The organism is Burkholderia stabilis (genome assembly GCF_001742165.1).
GTDB lineage: Bacteria > Pseudomonadota > Gammaproteobacteria > Burkholderiales > Burkholderiaceae > Burkholderia > Burkholderia stabilis.
On record NZ_CP016444.1, the window covers coordinates 1,116,368 to 1,131,830 of the forward strand.

The following is a 15,463-nucleotide window of genomic DNA, read 5'->3' on the forward strand; positions in this document are numbered from 1 at the left end:
GCTCAGCCGTCGAGCGAGTTCGAGTTCATCGGCCACGGCTCGATCGGCGGATCGTCGAGCTGGCTCGCCACCTCCAGATAGAGTTCGGGGCTGTAGCGCGTGTCGCCCGCGATCGCGCTGCCCTGGATCACGAAGCCGATACGGTGCCAGTGCTTAACGATGTCGAGCAGGTCCTGATAGCGGCCGGCATTGCCGAGATCGTCGGTGGCGGTGCCGGGGCCGCGAATCGAGTAGCGTTGCGGCCCGGGCTTGCCGTCGTGCACGTCGGCCGCCGCATGGACGGCGACCGGCCGCTGCGACGGCCACGACCAGTAGAGCGCCGTGCTGTTGGTCGGATTCGGCGCCGAGTTGTGGGTCGCGCAGGCGTTGTAGTCGGTCTGCCACGGCACGGCCATGAACTTCGACACGTCGCCGGGCTCGAGCGGCGCGGAGCGCAGGCCGTCCGGCCCGGGATGCAGCGGCACATAGCCGACCGTGAGGAACGGCAAGCTCGCCTGCACCGTCGAGTAGTCGAGCGCGCGCGCGCGCAGCCGGAACGGCCCCGCGCCGGAGGTCTGCCAGTCCTGCTGGTAGATCGCCGGATCGCGGACGATGAAAGTCATTTCGATGCCGGGCGCGAAACGGCCGCCGAGGCAATTCACCATCACCGTGCGATCGAGCACCTCGCCCGGCCCGAGCTTCAGGCGTTCGCCACGCTCGAACTTGCCGTCGTTCCATTGCTGCAGGAAGAAATACTGGGTCAACGAGACGCTCATGAACGCCTTGCCGGCGTCCCCCATCGACAGCGGCATCAGCGGCGCGCCGAGGTTCGACTGCTCCGGCAGGTTCGGATTGCGCACGTAGGCGAGGCCCGTCATGATCGTCTCGCGCGGATCGTCCTGCGCGCGGATCGCGCCGACGGCATCGTGCGCGGCGATCGCCCGCGCGGGCAGGTTCGTGTTCCAGCGTTGCAGCGCGGGCGCGCGGAAGATCGGCAGCAGATGATCGTCGAACCGCGGCCGGTAATCCCGATTGAAACGGTGATCGAAGATCTCCGGCATCAGGTCCATGCGCCGCACCCAGGTGTCGAACATGTCGTCCCACAGGCTGGTCACGTTCAGCGTCTGCGGCGCATAGCCGGGATCGGTGCTGATCACCCACGCGGGCACGACGGACGCGGTGCTGTCGTCGTCGAACACGAGCGTCGCCGAGACCGGGCCGTCCGCGGTGTCGTCGAACCAGCCGTCCGCGTTCACGTCGCCGTATTCTCCCGGCGCGATCAGGCCGCCGATCAGCGGGAACGGCGTGCCGTCGGGCCGCAACCAGCCGCATGCGCGGCCCCACGCCGGCAGCACAAGCAGGCGCCCCTGGTCGTCGGTGCGCAGCTCGCCGAGCGTCTCGATCATGCCGGTCGGCGTATAAAGCTGCGAGAAGCTGTCGTCGGGGAACGTCTTCGGATAATGCGGCATCGACTGGATCGTCCCGTGCTCCGCCACGTAGGTCGCGATCGTCGCCTTGTCGAACCGCACGCTGCCGTGGCTCGTGCCGCGAATCGCGCGCGGGCCCGCGTCGATCACGAGCTTCTTGAGGCGCGCGGCGTTGTCGGGGTCCTCGCCCTCGGCGGCGTTGCGCAGGTTCAGGTGGCTGGCATTCGCTTTCTCGTACACGGCGAGGCCGAGCTCGTCGTTCAGCATGTACGAGTTCGCCTTCTTGTTCGCGAGATGCACGGTCCAGACGATGTCGCGCACGGTCCTGCCGCCGATCACGCTGCCGATCGACACTTCGGTGCCGCCGCCGTTCGGGTAGCGCTCCTCGCTGCCGTCGCCGGCCGCATAGTGGTAGATGCGAAAGCGTGCCGCCTGCCGCTTCATGCGGCCGCCGCGGTCGCGCAGGTCGTCGCTCGAGATCACCTGCGATTCGGTTCCGGCCTTGATCGGCAGGCCGCCCGTCACGTTCGGGTTGCCGACGTCGACGGACGGATCGATCGGCAGGCCCGCCATCGTTTCAGGCCCGAGGTAGAACTCGTCGCTCGTGCCGACCCGCGCGATGCCGAAGGCCGGATGGATACGGAAGACGGATGACAGCGTCATGCTTGCTCCTGCGAGAAACGGGGAATGGCCTGGTGCTTCCAGCAGCTCAGGATGTCGCCGCCGAGCTTCGCCATCAGGCTACCGAACGAAGGCGGCGGGGCCTCACCACGGAACATCTGGTTGAGCACGCCGAGGAAGGTCGCGAAATCGCGGATCAGGATCTGCTGAGCGTCGTGGCCGGGGCTGCCAGCCGGCGGATTCGCCTCGCCCTGGTAGGTGGCGGGCAGCACCGGCAGCTTCCGGATGAAGTCGAAGCGCTGGAAATGCGGCGTCTTGTTGTGGAAGCCGTCGGCCGTGTTCTGGAATTCGACGGGCACGGTCTCCATGGGTTCGGTCTGCCCTTCCCCTTGTTCGACGATCACGTCGAGCAGCGTCAGCGCCTGGCGGAACCCGGCATCGCCGTCTTCCGTCACGGTGAGCCCCGGGTGGTTACGGTAGAACGGCCCGAATTCGTCGAACTGGCGGCGCCGGCCGACGACCTCGGAGCGCAGCGCGGACATGCCGTAGCGTAGCGCCACGTAGAACTCGGCGATCGAGCCGTACTCGTCGGTCGAATCGGCCACGTCGGGCTCGCGACCGGTGCACCACTCCGGATATTCGACGAGGCACATCGTGTTGATCCGCGCCGCGTCGAGCGGGCCGAGCTCCGCGCTGTACGGCGCAAACTCGGTCGTCGGGTTCGGCTCGTCCAGAGCGAAATCGAGATGCGGCACCGCCTGCCCGCGGTACACCGGCACGGTCGCGACCGGCGAGAAGCCGTACGCGTTCGCGACGTTGGCAACCAGTTGCGCGTGCAACATTTCCTGGTAGACGGCGGCCTGGATCAGTTGCGCGGCCGGCGAGCCCTTGTCCTTGATCGAGTAGAGCACCGTCAGGTAGTACGGAATCGTCCACAGCTCGAGATCGAGCGCGTCCTGGAAGTGCGCCTGCAATGCCGGCAGGGTCCACTCGCGCGGCAACTCCAATTTTTCTCTTTTCACGGTTTTCTCCTTGAACAACCAAGTTCCTTCTGATGGCCCGCACGCGCCGCCGCCGGTTTGCACGGGGCGGCCACGAGCGAGGCAGCCGCCTGCGCGTCGGCCTCGCTGAACAGGAAGCTGTAGTCGCTTGCGTAGTTCTTCGGCCTGGTGCCCCAGTCGGGCGGCACGCCGCGATTCGGCAACGTCGCGACCGTGTGGCACGCGAGACAGTTCGGTTGCGTCAGCTGACTATTCGGCGACAGCGAGTTGAGGGTCTGGAAGAAGGTTTCGAGCACCGCGTTCGCGAGCCCGCCGACGCCGTTCGGCGGCTGCGGCACGCCGGCAGTCAGCGGCGTCAGCCCCGCACCGGTGAGCGTCGTCGATGCGGACGGCCACATCACGCTGATCAACTGGTAGTACTGCATCACCGACTGCGGATTCGCGTCGCGAATCACGCCTTGCACGTACGTGTTCAGTGCCGCGACGTCGTCGAGGATCGGCTGCACGCGCGCGACCTGGGTCGGCAACGCGTAGTCGCACGCGTTGCCGGTGCACAGCGGAATCGTGTTGACGCGGCACTGATAGGGATCCGACGCCGGATCGCAATGCGGGTTGTAGTAGGTGTACGGCCCCGCGCCGACCTGGCCTTGTACCGGCACGTTGTCGACCTGCTCGAACGTCGCCCACGCGAACTGCTGCGCCTTGCGCGTCTTGTGGATGATGTGCAGCCCGACGAGGCCGACCACCGCGCTCGTGCGCTTGCCGGTCGCCGGGTCGACCAGCGTGGCCGGCCGCGTCAGATAGCGCGCGTACAGCGACGGATCGGTGAGCGGCAGCCATGCGGCCTTGATCTCGATCGCGCCGACGGTGCCCGACGCGGAGCCGTCCGGCAGATGGATGCCGGTGTTGCTGACGATCTGTTGCCACTGCGCGGTCGCGTCGTAGAGTCGGTTGTTGACGATGTAGTCGTACTCCTCGACGTTCATGCGCTTCTCGTAGTAGGTCGGCATGCCGTTCTGCGCGGTGATCCATCCCTTGGAGTTGGTGAACGCCTGATAAATGTCGACGAGCGCGTCCTCGGCCGCCGCGCCGCGTACGAACGGGGCGCGGCCTGGCCTGGCGCGTGCGGCCGCCTTGCGGCTCGCGCCGTTGAATGGCAACGGCGTGGCCGCGTTCGGGCGGAATACGTTGGAACTCAGCGCGTAGGTTTCCCATACGGTCGGCGCAGGCGCCGACGGCATGCCGAACGATCGGGCCGTCACGCTCGTGTCGGGCTGGCCGTTCTGCGTGGCCGACGCCTGCCAGTTCAACGCGATGAACTGCTGCCACGCGAAGCAGTTCATGTCGTCCTGATCGGACAGGGCCGCATCGGCGGGCAGCACGGACGACACGGTCGGTGCGGTGAAGCAGGCGCTGTAGGTCGATGCCCCGTTGCGCGCCGTCGTCGCGTAGCCGTTCGCGTCGGCGGTCGCCGACGATTCTTTCGCGTGCGCGATGCCCGCCGCGAACGCCGCGCATGCGCCGAGCATCACGGCGATGCGTGCCGCCGGACGGAATGGCTGTCTCGCACGCCGCATCATTCGATCCGGAGGAAGCTCGGCGCGGCCTGGCCCGCCGCTTCCCCGGGGTTGCCGATGCGCACGCCCCGCAGGCCGGGCGCCGCGCCGGCATCGACCGTCACCTCGAGCGACAGCACCTGGTTGCTCGACGGATACGAATCCCCCGGCACCGTATAGGTGACGCCGCTGGTCAATACGGCGACGACAGCCGTCACGCCGCCGTCCGGCCCGTCGAAACTGACGGTCGGCAACTCGCCGTGCTTGCCGAGGTTCGCACCACGGCACACCAGCGTCATCGGCACCCGCGCCTGCCCGCGCTTGAGCGTCGGCGGCAGGATCACCGTGTTGCTGGCGAGCACCATCGGCTGCGCGACCGGATTCGCCGGCGCGGCGGTGCCGTAATAGGCGTTCCACAGCGACGTGTGCCACATCTGCAGCGGCTGCGGCGTCGGATTCTGCGGGTCGCCCACGCAGCCTTCGGGGTTCGGCTGCGCGCTGATCGAAATCGGCGTCGCGTTGATCTGCATGAGGAAGGTCGCCGCGACCTGCGCGGCATAGTCGATCGGCGTGCCGCCGATCGTGATGTCGCCGACGGTGAAGCCAAGCTCGCGCGGCACCTCGAACACCGCGTGCAGGATCTGGTTGCCCGGCAACGGGTTGCCGTTCATGTCGTTCAACGTCGTCGTCCCGCGCACGACCCGCCAGTAGTCCTGCGCCTTCGCGCCGGCGGGCGCATTCGACGGCAGCGCGTACTGGCTGAAGTTGGGCATCTGCATGTAGAGGCCGGGAGGATCGGCGATCGTGACTTTGTTGCACAGACCGACCACCTGGTTGACGACGAGTCCGATATGCGGATCGCTGTTGCGGTGCGGCTGGCCGTACTGCGCGCAGCAGAGAAGCGTTTCAGGATCGCCCGAACCGCAGGTCCGCTGAATGGTGGCCGCGCCGGCGAGCCCGGCAATCTCCGTCTGCAAGGTGTTGGGCGTACTCGTCAGATGCATCGCGCCACCCGATGTCGCGGTGCGCTCCGGCCCGCGATTCCAGATGTTCAGCGGGTCGTACGCGGGGGCGCCCGTCGACGGATCGATCACGGCCTGGCCCGTGGCGTCCTTGAGCCACAGGTCCGACGGCTGGATCGCCGGATTGTCGAGCGTCGCGCGGTACAGGTCGACGACGACGTCGGGCGCGACCCGCCACAGCGTGTACCAGTACTCCGGGTTCTCGCAGGTGAAGTCGATGCGAAGGATCTTGCTGGTGGTCGGGTCGCGCAGCACGCTCCATTCGCAGTATTCGTCCTGCCAGCCGCGCGGGCCGTACGGGCCGTACGCCTTGACGTCCTGTTCGCCCGAGCACGGATCCGTGGTCAGGTTCGGAAAGGTCTGGCGGTCGGCCGCGCTGGACGACGGCGTCCAGCCGTAGTCCGCGAGCTGGTTGATCTGCGTGGCCGACAGCGCGCTGCCCCATTGCGTCTGGTCGTAGTACAGGATGCGGCCGGGCATCGCCGACCACTGGACCCCCTTGGTCGCCGCGTCGTCCGGAACCGCCGTGGTCAGCGGATTGAAGTAGTACGGCGTGTTCGACGAATTGCTCGCCTGCCACGGATTGCCGACGATCGCCTGCTGCGTGATTCCGTCGAGATACGTGTTCCAGAGTGCGGCGAACGCCGTCCGCGCGGCCGGATAGTCGGCGAGATCCCTGGTGGCCTGATCGGCGGGGGAACGGAAAGCGGAGAGCAGATTTGCCATATCGACCTCGTCTCGGAAGGGGAGCACGGGCGCCGGCAGCGCATGTCGTGCACGGCCGGGCGCGACGTCGGCGACCCCGACGCACGGCGTGTCTCTTTAGCGAATCCCGTGCCAGTCGCCCACTGCCCCGCCCGGCGGCCGTTCTCGACGAGCGGGGTGAGCACGGCGCCCAGGCGCCGGACGTCGGCGTCCGGCGAAGCGACGCGGAATGGACGAATTCGTCCGCTCGAGCGCAGGGATACAACGGGATCTCGTCTCGTTCGCGCAGCGGCGGAATGCGCGCCTGTGTGCGACGCGTCGCTTTGCAGGACGTGTCGAGAACTTCGCGCGTCCCGGCGGGCGCGCAAAGTAACGGGGCCGCGCAGCAGGCGGCCCTGTTCGTCGCGGCAAATTTGCCGACATTCGCGGGTATTGGAGCGAACGCCCCGGATCGGTCAGGGACGTGCCGGACGCGCGTCGAAGGCGGATTCGTGGCGCGTCGGCGCGAAGGCCAACGTCGCGTGCGCGCGGCGCAGCTCGGCAAGCCGCGATGCCGCGCGCTGCGTGACGGGTGCGGCCTGCAGCGGCGGCGTGCCGCGCAATGCGCGTTCGAGCGTCTGGATCGCATCGGCGTGCCGGCCGATTTCGGCCAGCAGATCGGCGAGATGCGTCGCGGCGGCGATGCGCGCGGGCACCGAGCCGAGCGCCTGAGCCGTCGAGATCGCGCTGCGCAGTTCCTGTTCGGCCAGCGCCAGTTCGCCGCTCGCGCGTACCGCGCGCGCGCGGACGATCAGCAATTCGCTGAGATACACACGCTCCTGCCGCTCGAGCACGACGTCGAGCGCGGCGCTCAGCACCCGCTCGCAGTCTCGGGGGCGGCCCGCGCGCAGCAACAGTTCGCCGTGATGCCAGGCCGTAAACGAATAGAACAGTGCGCCGCCGTGCCCGACCATCCGCTGATAGCCGTCGAGCAGCAGTTGCTCGGCCTCGTCGAACTCGCCGTGCGCGCCGAGCCAGCAGGCCCGGAACACCTCGCCCACGCCCTGATGGAACGCAAGACCGGCGAATGCCGACACGCCGACGAGCTCGGTTGCGAGATCACCGAGCCGCTCGACGTCGTCGAACAGACAGGCGAGCCACGCGGCGCCCTGCAGGTTCAGCGCGTGCGCGAGCGCATGCGTGTTCGGACGGGCCGCGCGGGCCATCAGCACCGTCATCGCGTGCCGCGCGCGATCGTCGGCGCCCGTCTGGTAACAGGCGAGCCCCGCGAAGGTCAGCGCAAGCCCGGCCAGGTCGAGCCCTTGCGCGCCGATGCGATGATCGTCGAGACCGATGCCGAGCAGGTTGCCGCGCGCCAGGCAGGCGAGCGCCTCGCTGCTGTCGCCGAGCCAGAACAGCGTGTTGGTCATCGCGAGGTGCGCTTCGTCGAGCGTCGCCGGCGTGCCGATCCGTTGCGCACGCTGCAGCAGGTCCTGCGCGGTCGCCCGCGCGTCGCTCAGTTGCAGCGTCGTGAGCTGCGTGGTCCAGATGCCGAGCCGCACCGAGGCGAGCTCGGCGGCGTCGCACACGCCCTCGCCCGCCTCGAGCGCGGCGGCATACGCGGCGGCCGCCTCCGGATACAGCCAGCCATGCAGGCTGCGCAGGCTGACGGCCAGTGCCAGGTTGGCCTCGAAACGCAGGCGCCGCGTGTTCGCCTCCTCGCCGCTCTTCAACAGGCAGTCGAGGCAACGGTGCAGCAGCGGCACCGCATCGCGGAACTGCGCGTCGCGGATGGACGCCTGCGCGCGGCGCAGATGGCGGCGCGCTTCGTCGTCGCGGTCGGCCCGCGCCTTCAGCCGGCGCTCGACGACCTTGCGGCTGACCCCCAGCAGCGCGGCCGCCGCGCTTTTGTTGTTGGCGGTGCGCTGGAGTGCGCGATCGATCAGCAGATATTCGGCGGCCGCGAGCTTGTCGTCGCCGTCGAGCAGCAGCAGGCGGTCGGCGAGCCGCTCGCACGCCTCGGGGCCATCCGTCTCGGCCGCGAGGAACGGTTCCAGCACGTCGACGTCGACCTGCGTATCGGGGGCGAGCACGCTGAGCCGGCTGACGAGATTGCGCAATTGCCGTACGTGCCCCGGCCAGGCGTGCCGGCGCAGCCGCTGCATCGCTGCCTGTGTGAAATCGATTACGCGTCGCTGCTGCGCGGCAAAGTGCTGGACGAGCTCGGGGATGTCATCGTCGCGCTGATCGAGGCCGGGCACCGCGAGCACGAATACCGCGAGCCGGTAGTAGAGATCCTCGCGAAAGCCGCCGGCGCGGGCCGCCGCGAGCAGGTCGCGATGGGTGGCCGCAACCACGCGCCCGTCGAAGCGCAGCGGGGCCGAGGCGCCGATCGGGCGAAAGCTGCCGGTCTCGAGCACGCGCAGCAGTTTCGGCTGCAACGCGAGCGGCAGTTCGCCGATCTCGTCGAGAAACAGCGTGCCGCGCCCGACCTGCTGGAACACGCCGGCCCGGCTCTCCGACGCGCCGGTAAACGCGCCTCGCACGTGACCGAACAGCTCGGCCTCGACCAGGTTTTCGGGAATCGCGCCGCAGTTCACGTCGACGAACGGCTCGTCGGGCATTTCACTGTGCGCATGGATGCGCCGCGCGACGATTTCCTTGCCGGAGCCAGTCGGCCCCGTCACCAGCAATGCATGGCGCGTCGGCGCCACGCGGTCGACCATCTGGATCAGCTGCTGGAGCGCCGGCGACTGGCCGACGAGCATGGATTCGGCGAGCGGGCGTGGTGCCGATCCGGCACGTTGCGCGCCAAACTGTAATGCCCCGCGCGGCGCATTCATCGTTGCGCTCCGGCGTGCTTCGACGGGATACCCGACTTCAGCGCCGCCAGCCGGCGACGGAACGCACCTTGCCACGCCATGAGCTTCACCCCGGGGACTGTACTTTTTTTGGTGACGTTACGCCGGCGCCCTTCGCCTTCGGTGCGGCGGCCGGTGTCATCGTTCGATGAAATTCGCCGCTCGCCCTTCATTCATCTCCATATCGGCACGCAGCGCGTTTTATTTATTAATTCATTCAATTTCCGAGCGACGCGAAATATTCGCGAAACGCCGTGTTAAATCCTAGGGAAACGCTGATCAATGGACCAACTTCCGAAGTTGCAGGCGAGATGGCTTCAAATTTTCTGGATGACGAAGCGAATCGGCGCTCAATTCAGTGAATTTGGCGCGTAAGCGAGCCTCCCTGCTCGCATTTTTCATACGCATGACGGACTGCTCCCATGGACCGATCGCAACAGATTTCGCGCAATCACCAGATTCGCCAGAGCGAACAGGCTGAACAGTTGCGCGGTGTTCTTGGCCAAGCCCTTGTATCGGGTCTTGCGATGCTGAAACAGATTCTTGACGATATGAAACGGATGCTCAACCCGCGAACGGATCTGCGCCTTGGTTCGCTCGAGCGCGATCACCAGGTCCTTCAGCGCTCCTTCTTGCATCGCCTTGATCTTTCCCCGCCTGGCAGCGACGTGCCACTTCACGGCCTTGCCCGCCATTTCCTCGCGCTTGTCGACGCCAATGTAGCCCGCGTCGGCGAACACCTGCTCTTCATGCCCGTGCAGCAGGGCATGAGCTTGCGATACATCCGACACGTTGGCCGCCGTGCCAACCACACTGTGAATCAGGCCCGAGTCGGCGTCGACGCCAATGTGGGCTTTCATGCCAAAGTGCCATTCGTTGCCCTTCTTCGTTTGATGCATTTCCGGGTCACGGCTCTTCCCGGCATTCTTGGTCGACGGCGGCGCTTCAATGATCGTCGCGTCAACCAGCGTGCCTTCCTTCATCATCAGCCCACGCTCGCACAGCGAGATGCCAATCTCGTCGAACAACTTCCGTGTCAGTTCGTGTTCGATCAGCAGGCGCCGGAACTTCAACAGCGTGGTTGCATCAGGCACGTTCTCGATCGCCAGATCGATGCCGGCGAAGGCTCGCAGCGTGATGCTGTCATACAGCGCGTCTTCCAGTCCTTCGTCCGACAGTCCGTACCACTGTTGCACGAAGTAGATTCGCAGCATCCGCTCAAGGCCAATCGGCGGGCGACCTCGCGTGCCCTTCGGATAGTGCGGTTCGATGGCCGACAGCAAGCGCTGCCACGGAACGACCTTCTCCATCTCTTCCAGGAAGCGTTGGCGCCTCGTCACTCGCTTCTTGCCTGCAATTTCCGCTTCCGCGAAGCCGATCTGCCTCTTCATCGTCGTGGGTCCGTTCCGTGAGCTGTCTTCTAAACGTCCTCGGCTACGTCTGCGATGACCGCCGAGCCGAATAAATCAGCGTTTCCCTAGGGAAACGCTGATCAATGGACCAACTTCCGAAGTTGCAGGCGAGATGGCTTCAAATTTTCTGGATGACGAAGCGAATCGGCGCTCAATTCAGTGAATTTGGCGCGTAAGCGAGCCTCCCCTGCTCGCATTTTTCATACGCATGACGGACTGCTCCCATGGACCGATCGCAACAGATTTCGCGCAATCACCAGATTCGCCAGAGCGAACAGGCTGAACAGTTGCGCGGTGTTCTTGGCCAAGCCCTTGTATCGGGTCTTGCGATGCTGAAACAGATTCTTGACGATATGAAACGGATGCTCAACCCGCGAACGGATCTGCGCCTTGGTTCGCTCGAGCGCGATCACCAGGTCCTTCAGCGCTCCTTCTTGCATCGCCTTGATCTTTCCCCGCCTGGCAGCGACGTGCCACTTCACGGCCTTGCCCGCCATTTCCTCGCGCTTGTCGACGCCAATGTAGCCCGCGTCGGCGAACACCTGCTCTTCATGCCCGTGCAGCAGGGCATGAGCTTGCGATACATCCGACACGTTGGCCGCCGTGCCAACCACACTGTGAATCAGGCCCGAGTCGGCGTCGACGCCAATGTGGGCTTTCATGCCAAAGTGCCATTCGTTGCCCTTCTTCGTTTGATGCATTTCCGGGTCACGGCTCTTCCCGGCATTCTTGGTCGACGGCGGCGCTTCAATGATCGTCGCGTCAACCAGCGTGCCTTCCTTCATCATCAGCCCACGCTCGCACAGCGAGATGCCAATCTCGTCGAACAACTTCCGTGTCAGTTCGTGTTCGATCAGCAGGCGCCGGAACTTCAACAGCGTGGTTGCATCAGGCACGTTCTCGATCGCCAGATCGATGCCGGCGAAGGCTCGCAGCGTGATGCTGTCATACAGCGCGTCTTCCAGTCCTTCGTCCGACAGTCCGTACCACTGTTGCACGAAGTAGATTCGCAGCATCCGCTCAAGGCCAATCGGCGGGCGACCTCGCGTGCCCTTCGGATAGTGCGGTTCGATGGCCGACAGCAAGCGCTGCCACGGAACGACCTTCTCCATCTCTTCCAGGAAGCGTTGGCGCCTCGTCACTCGCTTCTTGCCTGCAATTTCCGCTTCCGCGAAGCCGATCTGCCTCTTCATCGTCGTGGGTCCGTTCCGTGAGCTGTCTTCTAAACGTCCTCGGCTACGTCTGCGATGACCGCCGAGCCGAATAAATCAGCGTTTCCCTAGCACGCGGTGCTTTCCGCAAGCATGCATCTGCTATCCGGTTGGCATCATTTTCTTACGGCAGATAACACGGATTCCCGGCTCGGTGTATCGGGTCGGCCGATTATTCGAGGTTTCGTATTGGATCGGTGCGATTGCTTCGAAAATTCACTTGCAAATCGATGACGATTCATTCGCCCGTCGGGCAGTTCGACGAGGCAGAATGGAGTCCTGTTCGCGTTCCCGCTTCATACGATCGGCTGCCGCTTCTGCCACGGCGCGGCTCATGACATTCGTCGTTTCGATAGCCTGCACGATCGCGATGACAAATCCAATCGCGGCGACATAGCAGGTAGCGGCCAGGTTTTAATCGATGGCCGGCTCTTGAGCACGATGGCATTCGATTATCCTATCCGGCATCCGTCACCCGCGTGATCGACGATTTTGATGCGCGGAAGCCCTGTGGACAAACCCGCGCGCTCGCCAGCCGGCGCGACCCGTGAACATTGTGGATTTACGCATCATGTACTCGATCCTGCCCGCGTTCATCTCTGCGTTGTTTCTCGGGTTCGGCCTCTACGTGCTGGCCACCAAGGGGCTTACGCGGGTATCCGTCCCGTTCGTCCTGATGTGCGCGGCGACCTTCGTCTGGCAGGGAACGTGGGCCTTCCTGTTCCAGACGACCGATCCGGACATCGCCGACGTGCTGGTCAAGGCCGGCTATCTGTTCATCCTTTTCCTGCCGACGACCTTCTATCACTTCGTGACGGAGGTCGTGTCGCGTCGCGGCGAGCGGCCGATCATGTTCGCGTCCTACGGGCTCTGCGTCGTGCTGGCCGTGCTGCTGGTCACGAGCAATGAGGTCGTCGATGGATTCCGCGTGCATTTCTTTGGACCGTATCCGAAGGCGGGCCCGCTGCATCCGTTGCACGTCGTGCAGACGGTATTGCTGGCCGGCCGCAGCGGTTGGCTGCTGATCGAGGCAAGACGACAGGAGCGAGCGCGGGACGTCCGGCAACTGCTCACGCAATGTTTCGTCAGCCTGGGCTTCTACTCGCTCGCGGCCACCGACTACGCGGTGAACTACGGCGTCGAGTTCTATCCGGTGGGGGTGCTGTTCATCGCGCTCAGTCTCGGGATTCTCGCGACGTCGATCGTCCGCTATGGCCTGATGGGCCCCTATCTGCTGGCCGCGACGGTCGCGCACGAAGTGGCCACGCCGCTGGCGGCGATCGGCCTGCACGCGGACGAGCTGCGCAACGTCCTGCCGGTCCTGCTGCGCGGGTATCGGCTGGCGGTGGAGCACCGGTTGTGCGCCGACGGTCTGTATCCCGGGCAGCTGGAGCGGCTGCCGGCGCTCGCGTCGTCGATCCGGCGCCAGGTCGACACCACGAGTACCGTGGTCGAAATGTCCCTGGCGTCCTTTACGCTGGACCGACTCGATCGCCATGGCTTCGCCGCCTATTCGATACGGGCCTGTGTCGACGCCGCGTTGGATCGCTTCCCCTTCCGTCCGGGCGAGCGAGACCGCGTATCGGTCGGCGCGATCGATCCGGACCTTCGGTTTTCCGGATCCGACTCGCTCGTGATATTCGTCATCTTCAATCTGCTGAAAAACGCCCTGTACGCGATCCACGCAGAAGGCCACGGGCAGATCGGGATCGAGGCCCATCGCAGCGACGGTTATTGCGTGATGCGTTTCAGCGATACGGGCCCGGGCATTGCGCCCGAGGTGCTTCCTCGAATCTTCGACGCCTTCTTCTCGACCAAATCGCACGGTTGCGGCGCCGGCATGGGCCTGAGTTTTTGCCGCCGCGTATGCGAAGCGCTCGGCGGCACCATCGCGTGTGAATCCGTCCCTGGCGTACGGACCACGTTCACGCTTCGGCTGCCGGAGCCCGGTTCGCCGGCGGACCAGGCATTGCGCGATCCGCCGGCGCCCTCCCGGCGCTATCGCATCGGGTAAGGCGGTTTCACCTTCAGTTCACGGCGGACGGCAGGATCACTTCATACGCCTTGACGCGCTCGATGATGCCCGCCGGAAACCGGCGGATCCGCTTGTCGGGACCGGCAAACACGATCTGCTGATACCCCAGCGACACCTGTCGCCCGTCGACGTAGAAGCGAAACAGCAGATACGCCGAACACTGCCGAACCTCGAACGTATTGAGAAAGCAATCGACCCGCTGGAACGGAAACGTCTCGTGGACGTATTCCTGATGCGCGCGCTTGGTCACGAACGACCCGCCGGCCGCCAGCAGGTTGTTGTGGATGCATTCGTGAAACCAGCGTTCACGGCATACGCCCTGCCATTCGAAGTAGCGTGCGAAATAGGTATTCATGAAGGCATTGGAATCCTTGAGGTAAATGTCAATGACGTGATGGAAGGTTTTTTCGGACAGATCTGCCGTTTCGTTGGAAAGGACGTGAAGAATCGCGTCTCGCGTCAGCATGGATAACTCCTTGAATCGCTACTTGCGGTAGCGGCGCATTCCTTCGACGAGAAGGAATGGCCCGATTCTCCCCGGGCAATTCTCCTGAGCGGCGTGATCGAAACGTGTCGAAATGGCGAATGCGAGCAGTTGATGCGCGCCCTGCTTTCACCGGATAATTGGCGCGGTCGTGCAATTCGACCGCCATTCGCGGTAATGCGTCGCCGGTACCGCCTCTACTTCCGCTGATTTATCGAGACTCGTATGCAATCCTTTGTCAGGCAGCCGGTGCTCTATCCCGTGTCCGTGGTGTTTGTCGACGACAATCCGGATTTCCTGCAGGCGCTGCAAGGCGCATTTCCGGACGAACACCTGAACCGTTTTTTTACGCAACCCAAGGTGGCGCTCGACTTCGTTTCGTCGCGTGATGCGGAGATGCCGCCAACGGCCGCGGACTATTTCGGTGCGGAGAAAAAAGGTGGAAATGCGGTCGGCCAGGATGCGCTTGCCGATCCCGCACGGTTCGAGGCGGTGGGCGCGGTGGTCGTCGACTATTCGATGCCGGAGGTCGACGGCATCCAGTTTCTGTCCTCCATCCGCAACGAGAACTGCACGAAAATCCTGCTCACCGGCGTCGCCGACGAGCGCGCGGCGGTGGACGCGTTCAACGCCGGACTGATCGATTGCTATCTGAAGAAGACCGACGTCGAGATGGCGCGCAAGCTGGCAGCCGTGCTGGACAACGCGAAACGCAAGCACTGCGCGGCCCGCGGGCACATCAGCCTGCATGAAGCGGGCGCGACCTACCGGGACCCGCGGATCGTCAAACTGATCGACGAGGTGGCCGCGCGGGAAGGGATCGTCGAATACTACTGGCGCCCCCATCAAGACGCCGTGCTGATGTTCGACGCCGCCGGCGCGCCCAGCGTATTGCTCGCCTGGAACGAAGAGGACTGGTCGTTTCACTGCGATATCGTGTCCGACGCGCACGGGCCGGCCGAGTTGCGCGACGGCATGGAAGCGCGCCGCGTGATGCCGCTGTTCTGGCCATGTCAGGCCTATCGGCCGGGCCTCACGGACATTCGCTGCGCGGCCCCGCTACCCGTTCCGGAATGGCCAGGCACGTTTTATAGCTGGACCCGTCTGGATGAAACGGCCACCGAGCACGCGCTGCCTACGTTGGCAAAATGGCGTCAGGCGTAAGAGATA

11 protein-coding genes are annotated in these 15,463 nt (G+C 65.1%); 2 read left to right on the forward strand and 9 right to left on the reverse strand.

The window, feature by feature from the left end:
• Positions 1-2: 2 nt before the first annotated feature.
• The 8 genes from BBJ41_RS37450 to BBJ41_RS37480 all read right to left on the reverse strand — a co-directional run bounded on the left by BBJ41_RS37450 (position 3) and on the right by BBJ41_RS37480 (position 11,756).
• Positions 3-2,069, reverse strand: a complete 2,067-nt coding sequence (locus BBJ41_RS37450; RefSeq protein WP_069751284.1) for a LodA/GoxA family CTQ-dependent oxidase — start codon at positions 2,067-2,069, stop codon at positions 3-5.
• On the reverse strand, positions 2,066-3,049 hold the full coding sequence (locus tag BBJ41_RS37455; protein ID WP_197680913.1) for a ferritin-like domain-containing protein: 984 nt from the start codon (positions 3,047-3,049) through the stop codon (positions 2,066-2,068). The genes BBJ41_RS37450 and BBJ41_RS37455 overlap by 4 nt, the downstream gene beginning before the upstream one ends.
• Positions 3,046-4,605, reverse strand: coding sequence for a hypothetical protein (locus BBJ41_RS37460; protein ID WP_069751285.1), 1,560 nt, complete (start codon positions 4,603-4,605; stop codon positions 3,046-3,048). Before BBJ41_RS37460 ends, BBJ41_RS37455 begins: the two co-directional genes overlap by 4 nt.
• Positions 4,605-6,332, reverse strand: coding sequence for a hypothetical protein (locus tag BBJ41_RS37465; protein ID WP_069751286.1), 1,728 nt, complete (start codon positions 6,330-6,332; stop codon positions 4,605-4,607). Before BBJ41_RS37465 ends, BBJ41_RS37460 begins: the two co-directional genes overlap by 1 nt.
• A gap of 434 nt (positions 6,333-6,766) precedes the next feature.
• Positions 6,767-9,058 carry a sigma-54-dependent transcriptional regulator gene (locus BBJ41_RS37470; RefSeq protein WP_069751287.1) on the reverse strand — a complete coding sequence of 764 codons (2,292 nt, stop codon included), beginning with the start codon at positions 9,056-9,058 and terminating at the stop codon, positions 6,767-6,769.
• 71 nt (positions 9,059-9,129) lie between these two features.
• Positions 9,130-9,324: a hypothetical protein gene (locus tag BBJ41_RS40995; RefSeq protein ID WP_156815010.1), complete on the reverse strand. Its 195-nt coding sequence runs from the start codon at positions 9,322-9,324 to the stop codon at positions 9,130-9,132.
• Positions 9,325-9,549: 225 nt separating this feature from the next.
• Positions 9,550-10,542: an IS5-like element ISBmu2 family transposase gene (locus tag BBJ41_RS37475; protein WP_006412423.1), complete on the reverse strand. Its 993-nt coding sequence runs from the start codon at positions 10,540-10,542 to the stop codon at positions 9,550-9,552.
• A 221-nt stretch (positions 10,543-10,763) separates the two neighbouring features.
• The gene (locus BBJ41_RS37480) at positions 10,764-11,756 is read right to left on the reverse strand and encodes an IS5-like element ISBmu2 family transposase (RefSeq protein ID WP_006412423.1); all 993 of its coding nucleotides are present in this window, start codon (positions 11,754-11,756) and stop codon (positions 10,764-10,766) included.
• 589 nt (positions 11,757-12,345) lie between these two features.
• On the opposite strand from BBJ41_RS37480, the gene BBJ41_RS37485 reads away from it, so the two are divergent.
• Positions 12,346-13,788: a sensor histidine kinase gene (locus tag BBJ41_RS37485; RefSeq protein WP_069751288.1), complete on the forward strand. Its 1,443-nt coding sequence runs from the start codon at positions 12,346-12,348 to the stop codon at positions 13,786-13,788.
• A 13-nt stretch (positions 13,789-13,801) separates the two neighbouring features.
• On the opposite strand, the gene BBJ41_RS37490 is transcribed toward BBJ41_RS37485, so the two are convergent.
• A complete protein-coding gene (locus BBJ41_RS37490) occupies positions 13,802-14,275 on the reverse strand; it encodes an acyl-CoA thioesterase (protein ID WP_069751289.1) in 474 nt (157 codons plus the stop codon).
• Between the two features lie 243 nt (positions 14,276-14,518).
• On the opposite strand from BBJ41_RS37490, the gene BBJ41_RS37495 reads away from it, so the two are divergent.
• Entirely contained in the window at positions 14,519-15,457 is a 939-nt protein-coding gene (locus BBJ41_RS37495; RefSeq protein WP_069751290.1) for a response regulator, read from the forward strand.
• Positions 15,458-15,463 lie beyond the last annotated feature (6 nt).